Genomic DNA, 15651 nt, shown 5'->3' with positions numbered 1-15651 from the left:
TCTTGATGCAATAGCGAGTGGGGGAAACCCCCGCATGAAGGCGCTGCATCGCTTAATAAACATCTCCCCCATTTCCCCATCTTCCCATCTCCCCACCCTCCCCACACTTTTATTATGGGTATTCAACCGAACTTGATATTACTTGTTAGGTTGGGGTGTCATCCGCAGATAGGGCTTAATTACCTCATATCCTTTGGGAAAGCGTTCCTTCAACTCTTCTGGATCTTTGATGGATGGTACAATAACACAGTCATCCCCGTCTTTCCAGTTAACGGGAGTAGCGACTTTATAGTCATCGGTCAACTGTAGGGAGTCAATCACTCGCAGGATTTCGTCAAAGTTACGACCGGTGCTAGCAGGGTAGGTTAACACTAACCGCAATTTCTTCTGTGAGTCGATGACGAAAACAGAGCGTACGGTTAGGGTATTGTCAGCATTAGGGTGGATCATATCGTACAGGTCAGACACCTTTTTATCTGGATCCGCCAAAATCGGGTAGTTGACCGTTGTTGTCTGGGTTTCGTTGATATCTCCAATCCAGCCTTTGTGGGAGTCAACATCATCCACGCTCAAAGCTATCACTTTAACATTGCGCTTCTCAAATTCGGGCTTGAGTTTAGCAACCATACCTAACTCGGTGGTGCAAACTGGGGTGAAGTCGGCTGGGTGAGAAAACAGCACTACCCAGCTATCTCCTGCCCATTCATACAAATTAATCTCACCTTCGCTAGAATTCTGAGTAAAGTCGGGTACGGTATCCCCCAATCGTAGAGTCATGGCTAAATCCTGTTGCTATTTGTTCTTCTCAGGATAGATATCGTGCCACAAAAGTCAGGTTTATCCCTCAGCTTTTAGATCTATTTTAGGATTGGCTTAGGAATTCGTTATTGAGCGAACAGCGGTCAGCGGTCAGCGGTTAGCGGTCAGCGGTCAGCGGTCAGCCATTCGCCAATGGCCAAGGCTGATGCTACTTGAGTTGCTTATTTTATTTAAAGGTGCGCGTAGCGCATTAGCTGATAGCTGATAGCTGATAGCTGATAGCTTACAAAGCAACATTTGTCAATGAACTAGGGTGGTAACTTCTGATATTCTGGAAAAAGTTGAGGTCTTGTGTCTGGACTTCGATATTATGAGATGATGAGAAACAAAAATTAAACTAAACCCACAGAGATTAATTTCTCTTAGTGCTGTGTTGTGTAAGTAAGGAGTTTTATGATGAGAAAACTGGTTCATCTGGCAGTGCTATGCCTTCTAATGCTTAGCTTGGGCTGCTTAGGCTTATCCCAAAGTGCGATCGCTTCCCCTATGTCTTCAGCAGACACATTTTCTTTAAATAACTTAACGTTGCCCTCATCTACCGCTTTAATCGCTCAGTCATCCAAGAGCAATGAGGCTCAGTCATCCAAGAGCAATGAGGCTCAGTCATCCAAGAGCAATGCGGCTGATCGCAAGTTATCCACCGAGTTTGGTAAGAAGGCTGACCTGAACAATACTCCTTTGCGTAAGTTTCGCAAATATCGCGGATTCTACCCAAACTTGGCTCGTAAGATTGCTGATAATGCTCCCTACAAGTCAGTAGAAGATGTCCTGAAGATTAAGGGACTAAGCGCAAAGCAGAAGAAAAAGTTACAAAAGCAAATTGATAAAGGTAATTTTACCGTGACTCCTGAGTCAGAGGTTTATAATGCGGGCGACGATCGCGTTAATCCTGGCGTGTACTAACAACGCCATTGGTGGTTAGCTTTAGATTTCTTGTCTCCAGATAAAGCTTTTCTAGCTAAGCGCTTAGCGCTTAGCTAGATCAATCCAAGGTTTAAAGGGTTCTAGCTCAGCTGAGCACAAAAACTAGCTGGAATAATTTACGGTGCGTGCTTGTCCATCAGGGTAATAAACTCCCAGACAGTTGTCTTGATCATCTGTAATTACCCAAGGATGAGTTACATAGGTTTGTTGAGTATAACCTTGGCCTGGTTTGAGCTGATAATAGTATGTTCTGTTGCCCTGGTAGTCCAGCCAATAAGTCTTGATTAGGTCATTAGATTTGTTAACAAAAGTAATCTTTGTACTGACTTTACCGGAGATAGAGTTGGAAACTGATTCAGCATCACAGACATTTGCGGCTAATGTTTCCTGAGGGAAAGATATAAGAGTAAAAGCCAATACGGCTAGACTAAGTAGTAAGACACTAAAAAATTTTTTCATTGATTTTTTCCTGTTTAATTTCTTTTTGAAATGAGTAACAGTTTAATATTGAAAAGCTATTGGCAGGTAAGTAAGCATTCAGGCCTTGGCCTTTGGGCAAAGCTACGGTAACAGCTTTGTGGCACAGGCTTCTACCCTGTGACTTAACTCAGATGAAACGAATGCTTACCTCTTGTCTTGATGCAATAGCGAGTGGGGGAAACCCCCGCATGAAGGCGCTGCATCGCTTATTCAAAAGCTGTTCGGTGTAGCGTGCGCATAAGCTGATAGCTGATAGCTGTTCGCGTAGCGTGTGCGTAGCGCTAATCGCTGTTCGCTGACATTGGAAGTCTAGCAGAGCTAACGCCATAAAGGTTTTATATGGCAACAAAAATTTACCTGAATAAAGTGGTAGAGGGTAGGGGGTTATACCCTCTACCAACCCTGCAACTCATGCTAAACATTCAGACTAAACATTAAGACTAAACATTCAAACACAACTGAACATAATTACTGTTTTCTGAATCCACTGACTGAGTGTTACCCGACCTAGGGGATAAACCATTATCCAGCAAAATTTCACTAGTACCTAACCTCAGATCATCACTAGCTAACCACCTCTGGAAGACTTCCATGCGACCATCCTCTGGAGTAACTAGCTGATAAACTCTGAACCGCTTTTTCCCTTGGCTCTGATAACGAATACACTGCAAGCCATAGCCGATTTTATCTAAGAAGCGCCTGATAATAACAATCGGAGTTGCTTTTTTAGCTAGTCCTATTCCCATGATGGTTTTGATAGCACAACGGTTTGCTAATGCGATCGCAGCCATCTCCTGCAAGTCCTGATCAGTATTTTTGAGTTCTCGTTCCAGATTTTCTAATAGGATTGGTATCCCCAACACTTTCATAGTACCAATCATGGCTCCGAGAACAGCACGATTGAAATCTGGTAGAAATATACTCCCTTGACCTTGCTCAATTAATAGTCGCGCTACCTTAGCATCCCGTTCTGCTAGATGTTGCCGACCGATGGTAAGAAAATAATGGAGCCGTAGCTGCTGATACCAGCCTTGGTCATCTTTGAGTACCAGTTCTGGTGTGACTGGGATGGCATAACGCTGCTTTAAATCGTACTTCCGTAGTGAGCGACGTTCGGATGGTGTTTTGACTAGGCGTTTGCTAATCGTTTGATATTGGCTATTACTGAAGTCTTGACTAGATGCGATCGCATTACACTCAGCCTGATAGTTTTGGTCTCTAACTGCAGTAATCGCTGCCATCAGAGCATTCTGTGCTCCCAACTCTTCCGCTTGGGGTGAACCCTTAGACTTCTTTTTCCCAGCTTTAGTGGAACTAGCTGGGGAAACATCCATCACCAGATGACCTTCAGCACGCAATCCTGCTAGCACCGATTCCCGATAGTTGACCATGGCGGCATTGAATCGGACAGCCATTTTAGCCCAGCACATCAAGGATTCTGCTTGAAAGCCCGTATCTAAATCATCCACAGCATCGAAATCCGATTGTTGTAGCAACCGAATATTCATTTGGGTCAAACGCTGTCCAGATCCCAGCAGTGAGGATAGAGAGTTTGAGCCATTACCCACTCGATTAAAGCCATAAGGGGCTACCCAGATGAAGCGGGGTAGATTTTCTCGGATCCGCCCTAAGGTTTGTCTGACACTATTTTCTCCTTGCACCCCTTGGGCAATACACCACACAGAGGTAAAGTGTCCCCGCAGATCAATACTCACTCCCGTTTCAATAGCAGGACTAGCTAATACAATGTCATACTCCCCTAAAACATCGTTCAGGTTATTGATACACCCCATGGCTGGATGACTAGTTTCACCAAGGGATTCCGAATCAATGCGTAATATCCGGAGGTCGGGAAATTGCTTTTTTAGGTAAGCTTCTAGAGTGCAGGTACCCCATTGGCTCTTGGGTTTTTGAGCCGAAAGACACACAAACGGTTTGCCTCCTTGAGCAATGTGTGCTTCTAGCTCTCGCACTAGTCTTTTTGGTGTGCTATCGGTATAGTTATGAACTTGCCAAGACCCGTCAATGTTCGGTTTCCAGTCATTCTCAATGATGAAGGGTTCCAGGTCAACGCCAGACAAGGTCAGTAAGTAATCTATCGATATATCACTCAAGTCCGCATCCGCAATATAAACTTGACCAGACCCCCCCAAGACATTCTGGATTAGGGTTTTCAGGGATTTGAGAATAGCAACCCGATTACTCTGACAGGTGCTAGAGTTCAATCCATGCCAGAGCACTTGCTCCACTTCATCGATAATTACTACACCATCAGACCAGTTAGCGGCATTGAAGCGAGCCTGAGAATTACCATGCAAGGAGTCGAGACATAAACCATAACCTAATACCCCTTGCTTCTGGTCATCCCTGACCTCAGTGATATACTTGATGCCAAAGCGTTGGCACAATGCTTCTACTAATCGCACCCGATGACCAAGCACCAATACCCATTGCTTTCGGGCTAGAGCTTGAGAGACAATTTTTTCTAGTAGTTGGGTTTTTCCAGTACCCTTAGGGGATTTAATGCCAATCAGTTGGGCTGTATCCGGAATGGGAAGTTGTTGCAGATAGCGGCAATTTACCTTAAGGTTAGCTCGATAGGTGAGCTGGGTTAGGGATTTAGCTTTCCAAGTATCCAGGGGGAGTGCTCGTTGGTAAACTTGCTCAAAGGTCTTCTGACCTTGATCAGCAATTAAATCATCGACCCCTTTGCCTAGCTGGGCATCCCAAGTTATTACCTTCACAGGGCAACCTGCTTGATTGAGCAGATATCCCATTCTACGAATCGCAGCATTGACAGCTTTGATGGTATTTGGTTTCGAGTCTTGGTCAAAGACTATGTAAATCGGTCGCTCCGGAGTAGCTAGTTTCCGTAGTTGAGGAATCAAGTCAGACTTCCCAATGCGATTTCCCTGGGCATCCCTACGGATTCGATACCCCCCATTAATTCCTGGTAATGCGATCGCAGCGTAACCAGCAGTCAGTAAAGCTCCAGCTTTCTTAGCCCCCTCAGTAATACACAACGGAATCGAGGGGTGAGAGATTAGCCACTGCCAAAACCCTAGATCGGGTTGATTGTGGTCAAGGTCTGTGGGGAGAATAGTAAAATCATTGCGTTCAGCAATCCGTTGCCACAGGTGGAAAGGTACTCGCAGAGCAAACAAGCCTGTGGGAGTTTTGGGAGGATGTTCATATTTAATTAGCTTCCTAGTTTCCCCACTGTGACGGGGTTGGCTGGGTTTGAAACAGCCCCAAATATCCTCCTGACCAGTAAGCAAGTCAATACCAGAACACCACCATCCCCCTTGTTCGAGGTGTTGATAGCGTTCCAGAATCGAGTTTAGCAATCGACCATCATTGCGTCTGGGCAGGGAGTCGGAATAGAAGAGATACTCAAATGGGCTAGAGCCTTCGAGAGACCTTACATTGAGGCGAGTCAGCTGTTCATCAACACTACTAGCTGTCCACTCCTGGATATGGTTTATGGGTTTGGGGAAGACTCTGGCAGAGGTCACGCTATATCTAGTGGTTTTATCTTTAACTTAAGGAATATAACACTATTTGTGACCTAATCGTTGATTTTACTTAATGCTTTAGGTTTTCTTGACAGTTCACCGTTTACCGTTCACCGTTGACGGTTGATAGTACCATAAAATGATCACTTATGCCTACCATCGGATTACCAGTAATTAGTGTAATTAGTTATTAGTTATTTAGGGATCCGTGTAGGAATTGTGAGAATTTTTGTTCCCTACTCCCTACTCCCTACTCCCTACTCCCTACTCCCTATTCCCTATTCCCTGTTCCCTTTGCTATTGCACCATATTCCCATAGTCTGGGCGAGAGTTGGAAACGCCACTTTCACCCTTATTTCTCTAATTATTATTGCCCTAAGTTTAGGTCAAGCAGGTTGGTTTCGGTGGTTAGCGCTTCACATAGCTAATTGGGGATGTGGTCGTGGCCATTTGCTTTTCTCCTTAGTGATCCTAGTCGGGATGTTATTGAGCAATGTGTTTACTAACCTAGCCACGACCATAGTCTGGACAGCTGCTGTCATGGAAATTTTGCTGCTGCTTGGCTTTAGTGCCAAAGCTACTCTGGCATTTATGTTTACTAGTGGTTTTATTACCGATGCCGCTAGCTTGCTACTGCCGATGAGTAATCCAGTAAATCTGATTTATGTTGACTATTTACAGATTTCCTGGTTGCGCTATGTGATAGTGATGTTGCCCGTAACCGTTGCCACAATAGCGACTAGTATCATCATTCTCTGGTTCTATTTTGAACCCCAAATCCCCCTGACCTATAACCTTGCCCGTCTGCCACCACCTAATCGTGCGATTCGAGATTCCTTAATCTTTAAATTAAGTTTTCCTATTTTAGGACTACTCCTAATTGGCTACTTGTTCGCAAAAGCCCTAAATTTCCCCATTGCCTGGATTGCTGCTATGGCAGCTTTAGTGATGGTGGCATTAGCAGCACGTTCCTTTAACGGTCGGGCTAGTAGACTTAGCTATATCTTACAGCTAGCACGTCAACTGCCATGGCGAATTATTTTACTTATCCTAGTGCTGTTTCTATTCGGCATCGGTTTGGACAATCTGGGCATAACTACTCTGTTGAGCCAGCGGTTGGAAATCCTTTCTAATTGGGGACTCACCTTAGCCGCTAGTGGTAGTGGTTTCTTAGCTACATTTATTGCTAGCGTACTCAACAACTTTCCAACAGTACTGCTGAATGCTAAGGCAATTGAAAGCATTACGGATATTGATCCAGCTATAAAAGAAGTGATGATATACGGTAATTTAATTGGCTGCAACTTAGGAGCAAAAATTACTCCCTTAGGCAGTCTATCAACTCTGCTTTGGTTGAATGTCTTGGGTTTTAGAGGACTGCAAATCAGTTGGGTTTATTATATTCGCTTAACCTTCATGCTTACCATGCCAGTTTTATTTATCAGCTTGCTTAGTTTAGCAATATGGTTACCCTGGTTAATTGCTTGATTATATTTATGTTCACATCTTAACTAAAAATATAATAAACTAGAGATAGTAATTCAATGAGGTTTGTGACCAATGACAATGATTACTCAAAACTCTCCCAATCAAAAATTAAATCTAGTGTCATTGGAAGCATTTATTAAATTACCAGAAACCAAACCTGCTAGTGAGTACATTGATGGAAAAATTATTCAGAAACCAATGCCACAAGGAAAACACAGCACAATTCAAGGGGAATTGGTGACTACTATTAATCTAGTGGTGAAGCAAGAACGAATTGCTCGTGCTTTTCCAGAACTTCGGTGTACTTTTGGTGGACGTTCAATAGTTCCGGATGTATCTGTGTTTGTTTCCCAGAGAATTCCTCGTGATGACAATGGCGAAATTGCCAATGTTTTCCAGATAGCGCCTGATTGGACAATTGAGATTCTTTCACCTGACGAAAGTCAAACTAAGGTGACAAAAAATATTATCCATTGTTTAACCTATGGGACGGCAATGGGCTGGTTGATTGATCCAGAAGAGCAAACGGTTTTCGTTTATCGTCCAAAACAGCAGATGGAAGTATTTGATCAATCATCCGAGCAACTTTCTGTGCCATCCTTTGCTAGGGAGTTAAGCATTACTGTGGGCGATTTGTTTAGTTGGCTATTGGATTGAAGCGATAATGGTAGGGTGGGTAAAAAGCGTACGCCTATAAACTTAATGGAAAAACTCTATTACTTTTTGCCCACCCTACGACTAAACTGCTTTTCTGTAACAGGCTACTGGTGAGCATATCCCGTAAATTGCCTTTTGAAGGGAGATTTAAATCCTAAAACTATATCCTGTTGGGGAACTCCTGCTTCAACTAATTCATTAGCTACTCCCACTTCAGTGCCATCACTCTGAATCCAAATTTTATTATCTTTTATATCAATATGAATTAAGCTTCCGTATTCCCGTCGTTGTTCATACCAGCCCACTACCATCAGTAAATAATGATTGCGCTCACTATCAAAAATCATTTGAACTTCTGTCTGATCATCGTTAAGGTTGATAGCGTGGGTTTTCAGGATTTGTTGGACTAATTCATGATAGTTCAAGGTTTCCATGCCTTTCCGTAAACTTTGATGTATAATAGAATATATTTGGTGATAACCTAGCGATCTTTTTCCAGGGCTAACCGGACGGTGTTGTGAAAAATATCCTTGGCTGGCATAGACAGATGGGCAATTGGAAATTACTTAGGGTTTTTAAGGTTTATTATAACTGAGATCGATATAAAAAATTCCTCCCGCGCTCTACTGTAACGTCAGCATCAGGAGGAATTTCAGCGGAATTATTAAATTGAAACCATAGGGTAAGAGTTAAACCTTGTTTAACTCGTGTTGGTCACATTCGCTTACCCCAAAGTTAGCTATTTCCCTCTATAACTAAAACGATATCACCAGGGAGTTTGTGACATTTTTTTCAACTTAGAGTCCTGTTTTCAGAACTTCCGCCGCTAAAATCTGGGACCAGGTACAAACAGATTGGCCACTTTGAACTCAGCCGCACCCACTTCCTTCAGCGAGAACTGAATCGGGTAGGGACGGGAAACACCTTTACAAAAATCCGGTTTCAGGCGGATGAAGGTAGCAATGGGAGGCTGGGATTTTGCCAATATGGTTGTGAAGTCCTCTTTCTGCGTGCAGCCGTTGCTCGTCACTACGATCGTGACACCTTTTTCAGTAACTTGTATTCCATGCAATGGTTCTACCGTTGCTGCTAAAGCCGTGGGAGCTGTGACACAGAATACTGCGACTGCGGCAAATAGCAGGATGGCCAGACCGAGTGCTAGTCTTGACAGTGCTTTCTTCAACGGAAGAGCAGCTGGCTTGAAGCGGTTGAATGGTGTATTTAGCATGATGTTTGAATTATTGATTTTCCGAATTTTGGCCTGATGTTAAAGGGACAGGATGGTCGAGATTATGGAGACCCTCAAGTCTGCCATCCCCTTAAGGCCTGGTCAATTTGGATTGAGCACTCGAAAGACTGAACCATAGGGTCTCCTTGTGGCTTCTGCTTCCCGGAAATTCAGGAATACTCAGGTTTCCTGGCCGATCGAAATTTGGAAAAGAGTGGAGTTCGGGTCAAGAACTCCTGCGCCATCCGCGATTCTAAGAGCAGGGATATTTGATTGTCAATACAATATAAGATAATCAGAGATAATTACTCTTAAGTACCAAAATTAAGTACAAAAACTGATGCTTCGCTTTTTTACAGAAAAGTACCAACAAAAGCAGTTGCGATCGCATCCTTGTCAGAGCTATTCTAAACCTGAATAAAATAGGTTAACTCTTTATTATAACTTATTATTATCAATAATTGGCTATTTTAAGTAAAACGGCCTCAGTCCCTAGAAAAATGTACCTAACCTAAGTGAAAACCGTTATAGTTACTCGTTTATACTAGCGCTATAGTTAAGCGATGGAAAGTATATAGTCACTCAAGCAAGTTATCCTGCAGCGCTAGCTTACCTGACCTCTGCTGAAGTCTTAACTATCACCCTACCAGCCTTGCCAGCACCAAACACCTGAGCAGTCAAGTCTGAACAGCTCGACTGGGAGTTGGGTTGGTACTGAGCACAGTTGGTATTGCGAATAGAAGTACTCAACTTTCAGCACTTTCAGGAATTTCAGCAGGTATTTTTTCAGGACGTTCAGAAGCTATTTTTTCAGGATTTTCTGGACTTTCAGCCGTTTCAGCAGCTCTTTTTTCCGCCATTTCAGCAGCTCTTCTCTTAGCTTCCGCCAAAGCTTCCTGCTTATCTTCTTTCCGAACCTTGCAGAACCGTGGAGGCTGATCCATTGGGGGTGCCAATTCTTCTACAAACGCGAAGGCATTTTTGTGGGGAAGGAATCGGGCTTTGACCTGGATGAATTTTGGCTTGCCCTGCTCCTTGAGCTTAGGATTGAATCGGAATGGTTTGACCGAGGAGTCCCGCCAGAATAATGGACAGTGACCAGCTTTGAGTACCCGAGTTCTTTCTGTAGCCTGGTGAGTTTTGAGATAGTTCACTAATTGTTCACTGTGGTTCCTAAAGACTGACACACAGGGAACTTTACAAACAGGGATGAACTGCCACAATCCAGCCAAGATGAAATACCCATTGCCAATCGCTTCAGCCCAAGCATGGGGTCTGTCTTCCTGTAAAATCCCAATCACCTCAAACCGGATATCCTGGAATTTGTTCCGATCTGGGAAATGGATCGGCTTAGGATATACCACGAGGCGATGCTCTCGGTTTCCGGCCTCGATGTGCCCCTTGAGAATATCCAGCACATACCTTTTCCGGTTGTGCTTCAGCAGAAAAAAGAGTGGGTAAGCCTTACCCTGGATGGTAATGGTAGGAATTTTTTCAGACAAATCTACCTCACCAGTTATAACCCCAACAGCCATAAACTTTGGTTCTGATGGCTGAATTAATTCAATTGGTTGAGATGGTTTTACTAATTTTTTGGGAATTTCTGGTTTTTTGATTAGTGTTAGAATTTCTGACATAATTAAGCGTGATTGTTTATGTTCTTAACAAAAGACATCTAAAGAAATCTAGGAGATAGATCGAATAGGTTACCTGGCCACTGCAAAACGAAAATAGAGACGATACAACTGATAGCTTGGCTTCGCCTGATTGCCATCGAGTGTCACCAAACCCATACTTTCTATAGGTGCGCTCTTACCATTAAGGATTAAATTCGCGCTTTGGTGCGTTTTCCGTGATGGCGAACGCGCCCCGCGTGACCTACGGTCAAGGGATTGATCGCCATCACGGGTCGAACCTTCTAGTGTAGGTGCCGCTTGCAAGAACTTCTTTTATGTTATCTCTCTGACGAGAAAGGTGATAAAGGCCAAGGCTGACCAGATCAGGATATCCTCCTCCCATGGCTATTAGTCCAATTGGGTTTGACTGCTATTAGTCCAATCAATACCATAGTGCTGCCCTAAATTCTGCCCCTGCTTTGGTCTAAGCGGCTTTGGGAGCTTATTAGACTTCGCCGGAGTTGTCAGGGGAAAGGGGAAAGGGGAAAGGGATTAGATTTGAGTCTACCCCAAACCTGTTGATGCCAAAATCCCAGTATGAACAATAGGTCTTGGGCAATAGGTCTTGATCAACCTCAGTTTTATGTAAGAAATTGGCTGGTGTTTTGAGAAGATAGGATACAGAATTAAGAATTCAGGAGAATAATTCAGACGTTATTGGGAGAATACATAGCTTAATTGCCCATTAAACTCTGATTAATTCCAAATTAACTATAAAATTCAGTTATTATGGCTACTGACTCCTGACTCGAACCTCCTGACTCCTGGATAAAGTTGGTGATGTGGAACTCAGGTTGGGCAAGACTAGGATACTCGAAAACCACCTGGACTTAATTCACAAGATTTTTACTTTTTTTTCACAATTCACCAAATGTTCACATTTAGTTTAAAAAAGCTTTCCAAAAATTTGGCTAGTCTTCATGATAAATTTATGAAAATTCTACTGATTTTTTCATATCCTTACTTATATAACCTAACTGGGTTGTTTTTACAGCACCTTTGAACGGCACAGGAAGCTGCAAACAGCGAGTCAATCCCAAATGGACTAGTTTGGGATTGACTCGTAATTATCACTATTAGCCACTGCATCAAGAGGAATTGCTACAACCCACACTCACCTCAACCAGGTTTTGTAGCAATAATAGTGCGGTGACGAGGAGTGGTGGCAACCGTGGTCTGATAGTCAAAACCAACTTTAATCATCGCCCCTTCTACATTAAAGCTGTAGTAGTCATCCATCCAAGGTTCTGTGCTTTTCATCAACACAAACAGTGCAGGGGGCAGATTCTGGATGGCTGGGGAGGCAGGATTCTGGTCTAAAACACCAAGGCAGCCACCAGGTCGTAGAATCCGCAGCGCTTCCGAAAAAATTTCCTCTGTTGCTTGGTGCGGTAGTTCATGAAGAACCAACTGTAAGGTGACCACATCAAAGGAATTGTCTGGTAAACCGGTGTCCTCTCCTTTGCCATGGATCCATTCTGATATTTCTGCTGTCTCATCCATGGTCTTGGCCACAGCCAGCATATAAGGGGATAAGTCTAACCCAACGGTGCGGATTTTGCCCTTTTTAATGCTGGAGTAGTAGCGGTGTAGCGTAATGGTAGATATTCCAACGGAGCAGCCAATATCTAGGATATCTGTGACTATCTCGGGATTATACTCTCGTAGTACTTGATGAAAACTACTTCGTAATCGCTCTTGTGCTGAAAGCCAAGTAAGTTTTTCGTCGCGCCAAATCCTCAACCCCATAGCCTGGGTAGCACTGGCAGCTTCAAAGGCAGCTTCCCAGCATAGGTTTCCCTGGTCATAAGCATGGAAAGGGACTTTGTAGTAGTCTGGGTAGACCAGGCTAGGGTTAGTAATCTCCGATAGTAAGGTTTTCGCTCCTGATTTTTCTAACTCCTGGTAGTTTTTCCGCCACTCAATCCCATTTTTTTCTGCGGTTTTAATTAGCACCTGCCTGGCTTGGTGTTGCATCACCTTGTAGATCGGCTTGGTGTCGATCAACAGATTAACGAACCGGGAGAGTAAGTCATCCCCCGCCCAGTCTGGTTTGAGCTTGTCCTTCATCAGTATTCAAAAATTATCCCAATGATTAGCTCATCTAATTATTTCATAGCGGTATGATTGCGCGGTATTATTGCTCTGCCCCAGCACCGATTTCAGTTAAAGTAACTATACAGTGGGGTCAACGATAATGAAGTATTGACTCTCCCCGCTTTAAAAAGACGGGGATTAGTTAAGAGTCCATAAAAGAACTCTTACAGGCGTAGTCAAAGCGCCCCTACTGAGTTCTGCCAATTTAATTTTGACAGTTCCCGCTACTTTTTTAAGAGAAAATTAGGCTTTCCGGGTACTACCACAATTGTCAGTACGATACGCTCTGCGATCTGCAATTATTTACCCGTTCACAAGAGGATTAACGCAATGCAATCATTGAGGGTCGGTATTTCTCCGGTACTAGAATCGCTTCATCACGTAGGCGTTTATCCTTACTCACTTGTTCATTATACCACGGCAGGTGATCAATCCCTCACCTGCCGTGTCGCGTTTACACCCCGGATTAAAATCACGGGGCTACCACGCTCCCGCGTTCTTCCGTGTGGGAGTTGACGTTTATTCCTAGCTAAAAATAGAATTAATGACTAATGATTCTTAACCACCCAAAATCCCAAGTGGACAAAAGCTGGAGTAGTTGGGTCATAGTTCTATTACTGCTGGTGTGGATAGCGATCGCAGCAGGTTTACGGTTTACCTATCTGGCCGGAAAACCCCCCTGGTCAGATGAATTTGCCACCCTAGTGTTTAGCCTGGGCAATAGTTTTCGGAGCGTACCCCTGGATCAGGTGATTACGTCAGATACCCTCTTAGCTCCCCTCAAACCAAACTCTAGTACTAGCATCAATTCCGTTATTAATAACCTGATCACAGAGAGTAATCACCCACCACTGTACTTCGTCCTAACCCATCTGTGGCTGAAGCTGTTTCCAGGCCATGGGGAATTGGTATCCCTGTGGGTAGCGCGATCTTGGAGTGTGCTACTGGGAGTGATTTCCATTCCAGCCATGTTTGGATTAGGTTGGTTAGGGTTTCGATCTTGCCTGGTGGGTCACTTCGCAGCAGCACTGATGGCTGTGTCACCCTATGGTATCTATCTGGCCCAAGAAGCTCGACACTACACTCTAGGGATTCTATTAGTTATCGCTTCAGTCAGTTGTTTGGTGTACGCTACGCGATCGCTTCAACAGCAGACTCCCTTGCCGATTTACATAGCATTAATCTGGGTTATTGTCAATAGCTTGGGCATAGCTGTCCATTACTTTTTTGTCCTGGTGATCGCAGCTGTGGGACTGGTAATGCTTGGGTTGCGGATTGGGTCAGGGGGTTCAGTGTTTTCTTGGAAGTACTGGTGGCGAATTTACGCAGTGGCCCTCGGAACATTAATGGGAGTCTTAGTTTGGCTGCCAATTTTGCCACGCCCCTCCAGTAATCGTTTGACAGAGTGGGTTCACCAAGACACAACCCTCAGCAATTTGCTCGAACCTGTAGCTAGACTCTTGTCTTGGCTGATCACCATGGTAGTGATGCTGCCAGTAGAAGGGCAATCCCTACCAATTATGGTCGCCTCTGGACTAGTAACAGTAATATTGGTGCTCTTGATCGTGCAACTGTTGCGTCGAGGACTCAGAATTCAGAGCTTACACTCCCAGACTAAGTTCATGACTCAGATTTTGGGCGGTTTCGTGGTGGGAGCGATCGCATTATTCTTATTAATCACTTACGGTCTTGGGATTGATTTGACCTTAGCCGCTCGTTACCAGTTTGTCTACTTCCCCATCGTAATTATCTTACTAGCAGCAAGCTTTGGCAGTTGTTGGAGAGCTGCCCAAGGGAAAGATCAGCAATGGGTAGCACTAATCCTGTTGATGGGATTGGTAGGTGGAGTCATAGTCGCATCCCATGTCAGTTACCAAAAAGCCGATCGACCCGATCTTGCGATCGCTAAAATGTTAGAGATTAGTGATTCCCAGCCTCAATCCCTTCCAGTCCTGATTGCCACAGTTCACAAAAGCCATGAACAAACAGGAGAAATCATGGGCTTAGCGTGGGAATTGAACCGTCGCCAAGTCGTTGATGCTGCCATTAATTCACCCCAGTTTCTCTTAGCACATAAAGACACCGACCCAAGGGTGGCTACAGAAACCCTGCAAAAAACTCTGGCTCAACTCCCCAAACCTTTAGAATTGTGGGTAGTCAATTTTTCGGCCTCTGTTGAGTTAAAAGCCCAAGGTTGTATTAAGGATCAACAATCTATATCTAAAGTCCCTGGTTATCGATTTCGACGGTATTACTGTCAGAACTATAGGGCTGGAGCCAGCGAATAAGCGAGAGTGGTAAGCATTCAGCATTCAGCATTCAGCATTCAGCATTCAGCATTCAGCTTATGTGCTACGCACACGCTACTTGAGGTGCTATCAGTCGTTGGCCAACGGCTGACTGACGGCTGACGCCTGACGCCTGACGCCTGAATGCTTACGTGTGGGGATAGGGTGGAGAGGGGAGATCTAAGAAGTAGTTTTCGATAATTTGCTATAGTTAGAGAGATTTTTGCTTATTTTTATCCTACTTTATGCACAGACATCAGCAATTTTGCTAAACCATTATTACTAGATTCAACACTTAATCTTTAATACTTAGTACTTAATGCTTAATCTTTAATACTTAATCTTTAATACTTAATGCTTAATCCTTAATGCTTAATCTTTAATACTTAATACTTAATACTTAATACTTAATCTTTAATAATCTCTGTTCCCTGTTCCCTGTTCCCTGTTCCCTGTTCCCTGTTCCCTGTTCCCTGTTC

General features: G+C 43.9%; 12 protein-coding genes. 4 read left to right on the top strand and 8 right to left on the bottom strand.

Annotated elements, in window-relative coordinates:
* Positions 1 to 138: 138 nt before the first annotated feature.
* The gene (locus tag AC4II3_RS24330) at positions 139 to 777 is read right to left on the bottom strand and encodes a peroxiredoxin (RefSeq protein WP_488012002.1); all 639 of its coding nucleotides are present in this window, start codon (positions 775 to 777) and stop codon (positions 139 to 141) included.
* A 438-nt stretch (positions 778 to 1215) separates the two neighbouring features.
* Here AC4II3_RS24330 and psbU point away from each other — a divergent pair, with 438 nt between their 5' ends.
* Positions 1216 to 1722 carry a photosystem II complex extrinsic protein PsbU gene (gene psbU, locus AC4II3_RS24325; RefSeq protein WP_488012006.1) on the top strand — a complete coding sequence of 169 codons (507 nt, stop codon included), beginning with the start codon at positions 1216 to 1218 and terminating at the stop codon, positions 1720 to 1722.
* A gap of 123 nt (positions 1723 to 1845) precedes the next feature.
* Here the strand turns inward: psbU and AC4II3_RS24320 are convergent, their stop codons facing one another.
* Both AC4II3_RS24320 and AC4II3_RS24315 read right to left on the bottom strand, forming a co-directional pair.
* On the bottom strand, positions 1846 to 2202 hold the full coding sequence (locus AC4II3_RS24320) for a VHL beta domain-containing protein (protein ID WP_488012000.1): 357 nt from the start codon (positions 2200 to 2202) through the stop codon (positions 1846 to 1848).
* A 461-nt stretch (positions 2203 to 2663) separates the two neighbouring features.
* Positions 2664 to 5708, bottom strand: coding sequence for a plasmid replication protein, CyRepA1 family (locus AC4II3_RS24315; protein ID WP_488012004.1), 3045 nt, complete (start codon positions 5706 to 5708; stop codon positions 2664 to 2666).
* A gap of 249 nt (positions 5709 to 5957) precedes the next feature.
* Here AC4II3_RS24315 and AC4II3_RS24310 point away from each other — a divergent pair, with 249 nt between their 5' ends.
* A complete protein-coding gene (locus tag AC4II3_RS24310; protein WP_488011998.1) occupies positions 5958 to 7226 on the top strand; it encodes an ArsB/NhaD family transporter in 1269 nt (422 codons plus the stop codon).
* A 72-nt stretch (positions 7227 to 7298) separates the two neighbouring features.
* Positions 7299 to 7883 carry a Uma2 family endonuclease gene (locus AC4II3_RS24305; RefSeq protein ID WP_488011996.1) on the top strand — a complete coding sequence of 195 codons (585 nt, stop codon included), beginning with the start codon at positions 7299 to 7301 and terminating at the stop codon, positions 7881 to 7883.
* Positions 7884 to 7987: 104 nt separating this feature from the next.
* Here AC4II3_RS24305 and AC4II3_RS24300 read toward each other — a convergent pair whose 3' ends face one another.
* From AC4II3_RS24300 to AC4II3_RS24280, 5 genes are all read right to left on the bottom strand, one after another.
* Entirely contained in the window at positions 7988 to 8317 is a 330-nt protein-coding gene (locus tag AC4II3_RS24300) for an element excision factor XisI family protein (RefSeq protein WP_488011994.1), read from the bottom strand.
* A gap of 392 nt (positions 8318 to 8709) precedes the next feature.
* On the bottom strand, positions 8710 to 9111 hold the full coding sequence (locus tag AC4II3_RS24295) for a hypothetical protein (RefSeq protein WP_488011992.1): 402 nt from the start codon (positions 9109 to 9111) through the stop codon (positions 8710 to 8712).
* A 609-nt stretch (positions 9112 to 9720) separates the two neighbouring features.
* Positions 9721 to 9861: a hypothetical protein gene (locus tag AC4II3_RS24290; protein WP_488011991.1), complete on the bottom strand. Its 141-nt coding sequence runs from the start codon at positions 9859 to 9861 to the stop codon at positions 9721 to 9723.
* Positions 9858 to 10748, bottom strand: coding sequence for a hypothetical protein (locus AC4II3_RS24285; protein WP_488011989.1), 891 nt, complete (start codon positions 10746 to 10748; stop codon positions 9858 to 9860). Before AC4II3_RS24285 ends, AC4II3_RS24290 begins: the two co-directional genes overlap by 4 nt.
* A gap of 1158 nt (positions 10749 to 11906) precedes the next feature.
* A complete protein-coding gene (locus AC4II3_RS24280) occupies positions 11907 to 12857 on the bottom strand; it encodes a class I SAM-dependent methyltransferase (protein ID WP_488011987.1) in 951 nt (316 codons plus the stop codon).
* 578 nt (positions 12858 to 13435) lie between these two features.
* Here AC4II3_RS24280 and AC4II3_RS24275 point away from each other — a divergent pair.
* The gene (locus tag AC4II3_RS24275; protein ID WP_488011986.1) at positions 13436 to 15172 is read left to right on the top strand and encodes a glycosyltransferase family 39 protein; all 1737 of its coding nucleotides are present in this window, start codon (positions 13436 to 13438) and stop codon (positions 15170 to 15172) included.
* Positions 15173 to 15651: the final 479 nt, after the last annotated feature.

Source organism: Moorena sp. (genome assembly GCF_982860115.1).
Note: the sequence above shows the minus strand (reverse complement) of the source record. Positions and strands in the feature narration are given on the sequence as shown.